The organism is Brevundimonas kwangchunensis, from assembly GCF_039523815.1.
Lineage (GTDB): Bacteria > Pseudomonadota > Alphaproteobacteria > Caulobacterales > Caulobacteraceae > Brevundimonas > Brevundimonas kwangchunensis.
The window spans coordinates 68,933-77,969 of record NZ_BAAAGA010000002.1; the positions used below are offsets into that span (position 1 = coordinate 68,933).

Below are 9,037 nucleotides of genomic sequence, written 5' to 3' on the forward strand. Positions count from 1 at the left end.
GCATGCATGCGATGCGTCTCCTATCCCTAGCCCCTAGACCGCCGTGCCGCCCACGGTCAGCCCGCCCATCTTGAGGCTGGGTTGGCCGATGCCGACGGGGACGCCCTGACCGGCCTTGCCGCAGACGCCGACGCCGGGGTCGAACTCGAAGTCGTCGCCGATCATCTCGATGCGGGTCAGGGCGGTGGCGCCGTCGCCGATCAGGGTCGCGCCGCGGACCGGAGCGGTGATCTTCCCGTCCTCGATCAGATAGGCCTCGGTGCACTGGAAGACGAACTTGCCGTTGGTGATGTCCACCTGGCCGCCACCGAAGTTCGCCGCGTAGAGGCCCCGCTTCGTCGAGGCGATCATGTCGGCCTTCCTGTCCTTGCCGGCCTCCATGAAGGTGTTGGTCATGCGCGGCATCGGCATGTGGGCGAAAGACTGGCGACGGCCGTTGCCGGTCGCGCGGGCGCCCAGCTGGCGGGCCGACAGGCGGTCGTGCATCAGCCCGACCATGATCCCATCCTCGATCAGGACGGTGCGCGAGGTGGGGGTGCCCTCGTCGTCGATAGTCAGGGAGCCGCGGCGGCCGGCGATGGAGCCGTCGTCGACGACGGTCACGCCCGGGGCGGCGACGCGCTTGCCCATCTTGTCGTTGAAGGCGGACGAGCCCTTGCGGTGGAAGTCGCCCTCGAAGCCGTGGCCGATGGCCTCGTGCAGCAGCACGCCGGGCCAGCCGGCGCCCAGCACCACATCCATTTCGCCGGCCGGACAGTCGACGGCCTCCAGATTGACGAGGGCCTGACGCAGGGCCTCGTCAATCTGGGCTTGCCAGCGGGCCGGAGCGATCCAGGTCTCGAAGCCGGCGCGGCCGCCGGCGCCGGACGAGGCGCTCTCGCGCTTGCCGTCCTTCTCGACCGTGACCGAGACGTTCAGGCGGACCAGCGGGCGCATGTCGCGCATCTGGCGACCGTCGCCGCGCAGAATCTCGATCTGGCGATGCTCGCCGACCAGCGAGGCCGAGACCTGCACCACCCGAGGATCGCGGGCGCGGGCCCAGGCGTCGATCTCGGCCAGCAGGGCGATCTTGTCGGAGAAGGCGGGCGAGGCGAGCGGGTCGACCTCGTCATAGAGCTTGCGGTTGGTGGCCACCGGGCTTTCGGCCGAGACGCCGGCGTATCCGGCGCGGGCGAGGGCGGCGCTGTCGGCCGCACGGCGCAGGGCCGGGCCGCTGATCTCGTTGGCGTGGGCATAGCCGGCGGTCTCGCCGGCGACGACGCGAAGGCCGAAGCCCTCGGTCGCGTCATAGGCCGCCGACTTCAGACGGCCGTCGTCGAAAACGAGCGACTCCGACTCGGAGCGCTCGAGGAAAAGTTCGCCGTCGTCGGCGCCGGCCAGCGCTCCCTGCAGGATGGAGAGGGCCTCGTCGGAGCCGACTTCGGCGCTGTCGAGGATGGCGGGCGGGGAAACGAGGACGGTCATGAGCCTTAAGTAGGCGCTGACCGCCCCCGCGTCACCGGGTCATCGCCGGTCAGTCCATCTCCACTTCGCCCCAGCCGGTGATCGACTGGTTCAGCTGGGCCGGGTTGCGGGCCAGATAGACGTCGCCGTGGCCGGCGATCTCGATGTCGGCACGGCCGGTCGGGGCCACCGAGACATCGCCTCGGCCGGTCGACCGGACGGTGGCGTCGGTGGTCATCACCCGGCGCAGGCTGGCGTCGCCGTCGCCGCTGGAGACGACACTGACGCGCTGCGCCTGGCCGTCGGCCTTCACCGAGCCCTCGCCGTTGATGACGACGTCGAGCGTGGGCTGGTCGTAGCCGCGGATGTTCAGCTCGCCGTTGTCGCCCATCTCGAAGCGGTTCACGGCCGGAGCGGTGACCTCGATGCGCAGGGCCTCGCTCTCGCTCCAGACGCGGATGCCAGAGCCGGACCAGCGGATGTAGCCACGGTCGTGGTTGTCATCGCTGATCATGGTCAGACGACCGTCGTTGAAGCGGATGCTGTCGACGATGTCCTTCGGACCCGTGACGCGAATGCCCGCCTGGGCGCCCTGGACATAGGTGACCTTGCCCGGGACATCGACCATCAGGCGATCGCCGCCCGCCCACTCGATGTTGCGGGTGACTTCAGGAGCCACCTCGCCCCGCTGGATGCGGAAGCTGGAGTCGCCGGCCGCGTCGTCGTCGATGACCCAGGTCCAGTCGTGCTTGCGCACATCGTTGCCGACCAGGGCGAAGGCGCCGGTGATGCCCACCAGCGCCAGGACGAAGCCGACGCCGGTGATGATCAGAAGATTGCGGATCATGTCAGGTCCTCCCCTCAGTCCTGGCTACGATTGTTCGACGGCTCGAGCGCCGGCTTGAGCACGCGGTAGTGAAGGCGCGCGTACCAGACCGTGGCGTCGATCAGCCATTTGGTCAGCAGGGCCATCAGCCCGATCATGAACAGGCCCAGACCCATCAGGCCGATGCCGAACAGGATGGCCGCCAGCACGCCGCCGGGGCCTCCGAAGAACGGTCCGACCACCAGGGCGAAGCCGCCGGCGATGAAGACGCCCACGCCGGTCATCAGCATGGCAATCACTGCGCCGAACACCGGGAAGACGATCGGCAGCAGGATCAGGATGTCGATCGCGCCCAGGCCGATCAGGCCGAAAATCGCGCCGGCCGCGGCGGCCGGGTTCTGTTCCTGGTCCCAGCGACGGGCGCCGGCCTCGGCGCGCAGCTCGCGGGCCAGACGATCCGGATCGCCCAGGGCCTCCGCCACCTCGGCCTCGGTGCGGCCGTCGGCGGCGCCGTCGTCGAAATGCTGTCCGTAGTCGGCGGCGATCTCGGCGGCGGTGCGGGTGGGCAGGCCCACCAGTCCGCGCCGGAGGCGGCCCATGAATTCGTCACGCGTCATGGCTCAACTCCCTCTTGAGCGACGGGAACGGTCGGCGGCAGGGCCGATCCGTCCAGAATGGATTCGACGGCGCGGGCGAAGGCCCGCCATTCGGTGGTCTGCCCTTCGAGGGCGCGACGACCGGCGTCGGTGAGGCGGTAGTATTTGCGCGAGGGTCCGGCGGGCGATTCGACCAGATAGGTCTCGACCAGGCCGTCGGACTGCATCCGCCGCATCAGCGGATAGATCGTGCCTTCCCCCATATCGATGGCGTCGGACAGGGTGGAGGCGATCTCGTAGGCGTAGCTCTCGCGCCGGTTCAGAAGGGCGAGGACGCACAGCGTCAGCACTCCCTTCTTCAGCTGGATTTCTATGGTTTCAGGCACATCTAGGTCTCCCGTGATGTCCAAGGAGGTATCGCAAGGTATCTTGCGGCGCAAGGTAGCTGGCGAAACATGACTGCGATTTAATCCGCCGCCCGAACGTCGCTGAATCGCTCAATCGCTTGGCAAGTGCGGGAGGGGGCGATATGGACCGGCCGAAGTACCGCCTTGACCCTCGGGGGCAGGGCGCGTGTTTGCGATTCACTCGCAAACATTTGGGCCGAAACGAAAATATGAGGGTGTCTCGGATGGGGATGGGCAAGCGAGCCCGGGCGATTATCGGCAGCGGCGTCGCCGCGCTGAGCCTGGCCGTCTTCGGCGCGTCATCGGCCTTGGCTGAAGACCTGATGGGTCAGCCGACGCCGGGTGGTATTGCGCTCCAGCCGGCGGCGTCGCCGCTGAAGGTGCAGGCGCACCACTTCCACGACTTCATCCTGCTGCCGATCATTGTGGCGATTTCGCTTCTGGTCCTCGGCCTGCTGGTCTGGATCGCGATCCGCTACAACAAGAAGGCCAACCCGGTTCCCGCCAAGTGGAGCCACAACACGACGATCGAGATCATCTGGACGGTCGTCCCGGTGCTGATCCTGGTGGGCATCTCGCTGTTCTCGTTCCGCCTGCTGTTCGCCTACCACGACATGCCGACCCCGGACCTGACGGTTAAGGCCACCGGCAACCAGTGGAATTGGGGCTACGAATATCCGGATCAGGGCATCGCCGAGTACGTCTCGAACATGCTGCCGGAAGACGAGGCCCGCGCTCAGAACGTTCCCTATCGTCTGGCCGCCGACGAGCCGATCGTGGTTCCGGTCGGCAAGACTGTCCGCGTTCTGGTCACCGCCTCGGACGTGATCCACGCCTTCGCCCTGCCGGCCTTCGGTCTGAAGATCGACGCCGTCCCGGGCCGCGTGAACGAAACCTGGTTCCGTGCTGACCGCACCGGCGTCTTCTACGGCCAGTGCTCGGAACTGTGCGGCGTCGACCACGCCTTCATGCCGATCGAGATCCGCGTCGTGACGCAGGCCGAGTTCGAGGCCTGGGTCGTCTCCAAGGGCGGTTCGCTGACCCCGGCGACGGCCGCCGAGGCTCCGGGCGGCACCGCCGCCCAGGCCGCCGTCGGCACCACGGGCGCCCCGACGGGCGACGCCGCGACCGCTCCGGCCGCCCCCGCCACGCCGGCTGACGCCGTTGTCCCCGCGGCTGCCGCCGCCTCGCCGGCCCCGGCCGCGGCTCCCGCCGCCGCCCCGGCCGCCCAGTAACGATCCGCGAGAGCCCCAGAGACCATGGCCACCGCAGCTGAAAATCTCGCCCACGACCACGATGGGCACCACGACCACAAGCCGGGCTTCTTCACCCGCTGGTTCCTGTCGACGAACCACAAGGACATCGGCACCCTGTACCTGATCTTCGCCATCATGGCGGGCATCGTGGGCGGCGCCCTGTCCGGCCTGATCCGCTGGGAACTGGCCGAGCCGGGCATCCAGATCTTCCGTGAAGGCTCCGTGATCCAGCAGTTGGGTCTCGTCGAGGCGTCCAAGCACGGCTACAACGTGACCGTCACGGCCCACGCCCTGATCATGATCTTCTTCATGGTCATGCCGGCGATGATCGGCGGCTTCGGCAACTGGTTCGTTCCGATCATGATCGGCGCGCCGGACATGGCCTTCCCGCGCATGAACAACATCTCGTTCTGGCTGCTGGTCTCGGCCTGGGTCCTGCTCTGCCTGTCGATGTTCGTCGACGGCGGTCCGGGCAAGGGCTTCGGCGGCGGCTGGACCATCTATCCGCCGCTCTCGACGACCGGCCACACCGGACCGGCGATGGATCTGGCGATCTTCTCGCTGCACGTCGCGGGCGCCTCGTCGATCCTGGGCGCGATCAACTTCATCACCACGATCTTCAACATGCGCGCGCCGGGCATGACCCTGCACCGCATGCCGCTGTTCGCCTGGTCGGTGCTGATCACCGCCTTCCTGCTGCTGCTGTCGCTGCCGGTTCTGGCCGGCGCCATCACCATGCTGCTGGCCGACCGCAACTTCGGCACCGCCTTCTTCAATCCGGCCGGCGGCGGCGACCCCGTCATGTTCCAGCACCTGTTCTGGTTCTTCGGTCACCCCGAGGTGTACATCCTGATCCTGCCGGGCTTCGGCATCATCTCGCACATCGTCTCGACCTTCTCGAAGAAGCCGGTCTTCGGCTACCTCGCCATGGCCTACGCCATGGTCGCCATCGGCTTCATCGGCTTCATCGTGTGGGCGCACCACATGTACACGGTCGGCATGAGCATCAATTTGCGCGCCTACTTCGTGGCCGCGACGATGATCATCGCGGTGCCCACGGGCGTGAAGATCTTCAGCTGGATCGCCACGATGTGGGGCGGTTCGATCAGCTTCAAGACGCCCATGCTGTGGGCGATCGGCTTCATCTTCCTGTTCACCGTCGGCGGCGTGACCGGCGTGGTCCTGTCGAACGCCGGCATCGACTACAGCCTGCACGACACCTACTACGTGGTGGCGCACTTCCACTACGTGCTGTCGCTGGGCGCCGTCTTCGCCATCTTCGCCGGGTTCTACTACTGGTTCGAGAAGATGTTCGGCGTGAAGTACAACGAGTTCCTCGGCGCGCTGCACTTCTGGGTGATGTTCGTCGGCGTGAACCTGGTGTTCTTCCCGCAGCACTTCCTGGGCCTGCAGGGCATGCCGCGTCGCTACATCGACTATCCGGAAGCCTACACCCTGTGGAACCACGTTTCCTCGGTCGGCTATGTGATCACGATCGTCGGCGTCGCCGTCTTCATGATCATGCTGCTGGAAGCCGCGGTCCGTCGTCGTCCGGGCGTCGCCAATCCGTGGGGCGAAGGCGCCACCACGCTGGAGTGGACGCTGTCCTCGCCTCCGCCGCACCACCAGTTCAACGAACTGCCGGTGGTCAAGCAGGACGAGCACTAAGACCCCGGTCCTGATGGACCGGACAGCATCGGGGCCGCTCCTTCGACAGAGGGGGCGGCCCCAGCCATTTTGCGGACCTCAGCTTCGCGCTATGAGGCCGCCCTAGAGAGCCGATGACCGAACCCGCCACCCCCGCCATCTCGACCGCCCAGCCGGAAGACTTCTTCCAGCTGCTGAAGCCGCGCGTGATGTCGGTGGTGATCTTCACGGCGGTCGTGGGCCTGGTCGTCGCGGGCGGCGATCTGGACTGGCTGTCGTCGGCCATCGCCATCCTGTGCATCGCCATCGGGGCGGGGGCTGCCGGGTCGCTGAACATGGCGCTGGAGGGGGAAACCGACGCCCTGATGCGCCGCACGCGCGGTCGGCCGGTGGCCGCCGGGCGGGTGCGCAAGAACGACGCCATGGCCTTCGGCGTCATCCTGTCGATCTTCTCGGTCATGCTGCTGGGCATGACGACCAATTGGCTGGCAGGCGGCCTGCTGCTGCTGACCATTCTTTACTATGCCGTCTTCTACACCCTGCTGCTGAAGCGCCGGACGCCCCAGAACATCGTCATCGGCGGCGCCGCGGGCGCCTTCCCGCCGGTGATCGGCTGGGCCGCGGCGACGGGCTCCGCCCCGTGGCAGGCGTGGGTGCTGTTCCTGATCATCTTCCTGTGGACCCCGCCGCACAGCTGGGCGCTGGCCCTGTATTCGGCCGGCGACTACGCCAAGGCGGGCATTCCGATGATGCCGGTGGCGCGCGGGGCGAAGAGCACCCGGCTGCAGATCTGGCTGTACAGCCTGATCTTCGTCGCCGTCGCCGTGGCGCCCGCCTTCCTGGGCATGGGCGGCTGGCTGTATCTGGCGGTGTCGGCGCTGGGCGGGCTCGGCTTCCTGGGCCTCGCCTTCCGCCTGTGGCGCTCGCGCGCCGGCGACCAGCCGGACAAGGCCGAGGCCGTGGGGCGAGAGGCCGCATTGTACGATGTGCGTGTGGAAGCCAAACCGGCACGCAATCTTTTCGCCTTCTCGATCCTGTACCTGCTGGCCCTGTTCGCGGCCCTGCTGGTCGAGAGCTTCACCGCCGTTCCCGGACTGTAAAGCCATGCGCCGACTGACCCCCGAAGAGCTCGCCGCCCGCAAGAAGCGCAACCTCGCCATCGCCGGCGCCCTGGTCGGCTTCATCGTGCTTGTGTTCGCCGTCACGGTGCTGAACCTGAAGCGCAACATGGACGCCCGCACCGAAGCGATCGCCGCCGGTCAGCCGGTGGGCTACGCCCAATGAAGAAGAAGCTGGGCCGCAACGGCATCGCTATCGTCTGCGCCCTGGGCGTGATGTTCATGACCGGCGCCTCGTTCGCCGCCGTGCCCCTGTACCGTCTGTTCTGTCAGGTCACCGGTTTCGACGGCACCGTCTCGCGCGCCGAGAAGGCGCCGGACGTGCAGCTGGAAGACACCGTCCTGATCCGCTTTGACACCAATGTCCGCGGTCTGCCGATGCAGTTCCGCGCCGAGCAGGTGACCCAGCGGGTGCACATCGGCGAGACGGGCCTGGCCTATTTCGACGTGACCAACACCTCGGATCGCCCGATCAACGCCAAGGCGGCCTACAACGTCGTGCCCGAACGCGCCGGTCCCTACTTCCAGAAGCTGCAGTGCTTCTGCTTCGAGGACCAGGTCATCGAGCCCGGCCAGACCATCAAATTCCCCGTCCAGTACTTCGTGGCGCCCGAGATGGCGACCGATCGCGAGAGCCAGGGCGTCAAGGAAATCACACTCAGCTACACCTTCTATCCCACGGAAGGTTTCCAGCAGGCCGCAAACGGCGCCCAAACCGTGGCGCAAACCTCTGGCGCGGCCGGATAGCGGGCGCTATAGCCCGACAGAACGACTCTCGACCTTCAAGAGAAAACGATGGCCGACGCCCACGCCGCACCGCATCACGACTACCACCTGGTGAACCCGAGCCCCTGGCCTCTGGTCTCCTCGATCGCCGTCACCATCATGATGGTGGGCGCGGTCGTCTGGATGAAGGGCCTCGTCGGCGCCGACGCCGGTCCGGTCGCCGGAACCCTGCTGGCCAAGGGCGACATGGCCCTGTTCTTCGCCGGTCTGGCTGGCGTGCTGGTCTCGATGTTCGGCTGGTGGGCCGACGTCATCAAGGAATCGAAGGCGGGCGATCACACCCCGGTCGTCTCGATCGGCCTGCGCTACGGCATGATGCTGTTCATCGCTTCGGAAGTGATGTTCTTCGTCGCCTTCTTCTGGATGTTCTTCGAAATGAGCCTCTTCAACGAGGCGCGCTCGCACATTCCGGAAGTCGGCGCCTGGGCCGACACCGCCGCCGCCTGGTCGACCTGGCCGCCGCGCGGCATCGAGACCCTCGACGCCTTCTCCCTGCCGCTGTTCAACACCGTGATTCTGCTGCTGTCGGGCACGACCGTGACCTGGGCTCACCACGCCATCGCGCAGGGCGATCGCAACGCCACCAAGATCGGCCTGGCCATCACCGTGGCGCTGGGCATCCTGTTCACCGGCGTGCAGGCGTATGAGTACCATCACATCCTGCACGAGCACCTGTTCTTCAACGAGGCCGCCGCCAACTCGACCCTGTACGGTTCGATCTTCTTCATGGCGACGGGCTTCCACGGCTTCCACGTTCTGGTCGGCACCATCTTCCTGATCGTCTGCCTGCTCCGTCTGATGGCCGGCGGCTTCACCCCTCAGAAGCATTTCGGCTTCGAGGCCGCGGCTTGGTACTGGCACTTCGTGGACGTGGTCTGGCTGTTCCTGTTCGCCTTCGTCTACGTCGTCTTCGGTTGATCGAAGACACACAGTCTTCGGACAAACAGCCGGCGCGGAT

General features: G+C 66.9%; 10 protein-coding genes. 6 read left to right on the forward strand and 4 right to left on the reverse strand.

All coding sequences use genetic code 11. The annotated features are described in order from the left end of the window. Nucleotides 1–33 precede the first annotated feature (33 nt). Genes tldD through ABDZ95_RS05240 form a run of 4 tightly spaced genes read right to left on the reverse strand, consistent with a single transcriptional unit; the run spans nt 34 to nt 3,251 of the window. Nucleotides 34–1,464, reverse strand: coding sequence for a metalloprotease TldD (gene tldD, locus ABDZ95_RS05225; RefSeq protein WP_343791397.1), 1,431 nt, complete (start codon nt 1,462–1,464; stop codon nt 34–36). 49 nt (nt 1,465–1,513) lie between these two features. Next, a complete protein-coding gene (locus ABDZ95_RS05230; protein ID WP_343791399.1) occupies nt 1,514–2,290 on the reverse strand; it encodes a GIN domain-containing protein in 777 nt (258 codons plus the stop codon). 14 nt (nt 2,291–2,304) lie between these two features. Next, nucleotides 2,305–2,886: a DUF1700 domain-containing protein gene (locus ABDZ95_RS05235; RefSeq protein ID WP_343791401.1), complete on the reverse strand. Its 582-nt coding sequence runs from the start codon at nt 2,884–2,886 to the stop codon at nt 2,305–2,307. After that, nucleotides 2,883–3,251: a PadR family transcriptional regulator gene (locus ABDZ95_RS05240; RefSeq protein WP_343791403.1), complete on the reverse strand. Its 369-nt coding sequence runs from the start codon at nt 3,249–3,251 to the stop codon at nt 2,883–2,885. The genes ABDZ95_RS05235 and ABDZ95_RS05240 overlap by 4 nt, the downstream gene beginning before the upstream one ends. A 245-nt stretch (nt 3,252–3,496) precedes the next feature. Between ABDZ95_RS05240 and coxB the strand changes: the two genes are divergently transcribed. From coxB to ABDZ95_RS05270, 6 genes are all read left to right on the forward strand, one after another. Continuing rightward, complete coding sequence (coxB, locus tag ABDZ95_RS05245; RefSeq protein ID WP_343792279.1) at nt 3,497–4,507, forward strand: cytochrome c oxidase subunit II; 1,011 nt, start codon at nt 3,497–3,499, stop codon at nt 4,505–4,507. A gap of 24 nt (nt 4,508–4,531) precedes the next feature. Next, nucleotides 4,532–6,196 carry a cytochrome c oxidase subunit I gene (gene ctaD / locus ABDZ95_RS05250; RefSeq protein ID WP_343791405.1) on the forward strand — a complete coding sequence of 555 codons (1,665 nt, stop codon included), beginning with the start codon at nt 4,532–4,534 and terminating at the stop codon, nt 6,194–6,196. Between the two features lie 113 nt (nt 6,197–6,309). Further along, nucleotides 6,310–7,275, forward strand: a complete 966-nt coding sequence (locus tag ABDZ95_RS05255; RefSeq protein WP_343791407.1) for a heme o synthase — start codon at nt 6,310–6,312, stop codon at nt 7,273–7,275. 4 nt (nt 7,276–7,279) lie between these two features. Beyond that, nucleotides 7,280–7,459, forward strand: coding sequence for a hypothetical protein (locus tag ABDZ95_RS05260; RefSeq protein WP_343791409.1), 180 nt, complete (start codon nt 7,280–7,282; stop codon nt 7,457–7,459). After that, the gene (locus ABDZ95_RS05265) at nt 7,456–8,040 is read left to right on the forward strand and encodes a cytochrome c oxidase assembly protein (RefSeq protein WP_343791411.1); all 585 of its coding nucleotides are present in this window, start codon (nt 7,456–7,458) and stop codon (nt 8,038–8,040) included. The genes ABDZ95_RS05260 and ABDZ95_RS05265 overlap by 4 nt, the downstream gene beginning before the upstream one ends. Before the next feature lie 48 nt (nt 8,041–8,088). Beyond that, nucleotides 8,089–8,997: a cytochrome c oxidase subunit 3 gene (locus tag ABDZ95_RS05270; protein ID WP_343791413.1), complete on the forward strand. Its 909-nt coding sequence runs from the start codon at nt 8,089–8,091 to the stop codon at nt 8,995–8,997. The last annotated feature ends 40 nt before the right edge of the window (nt 8,998–9,037 follow it).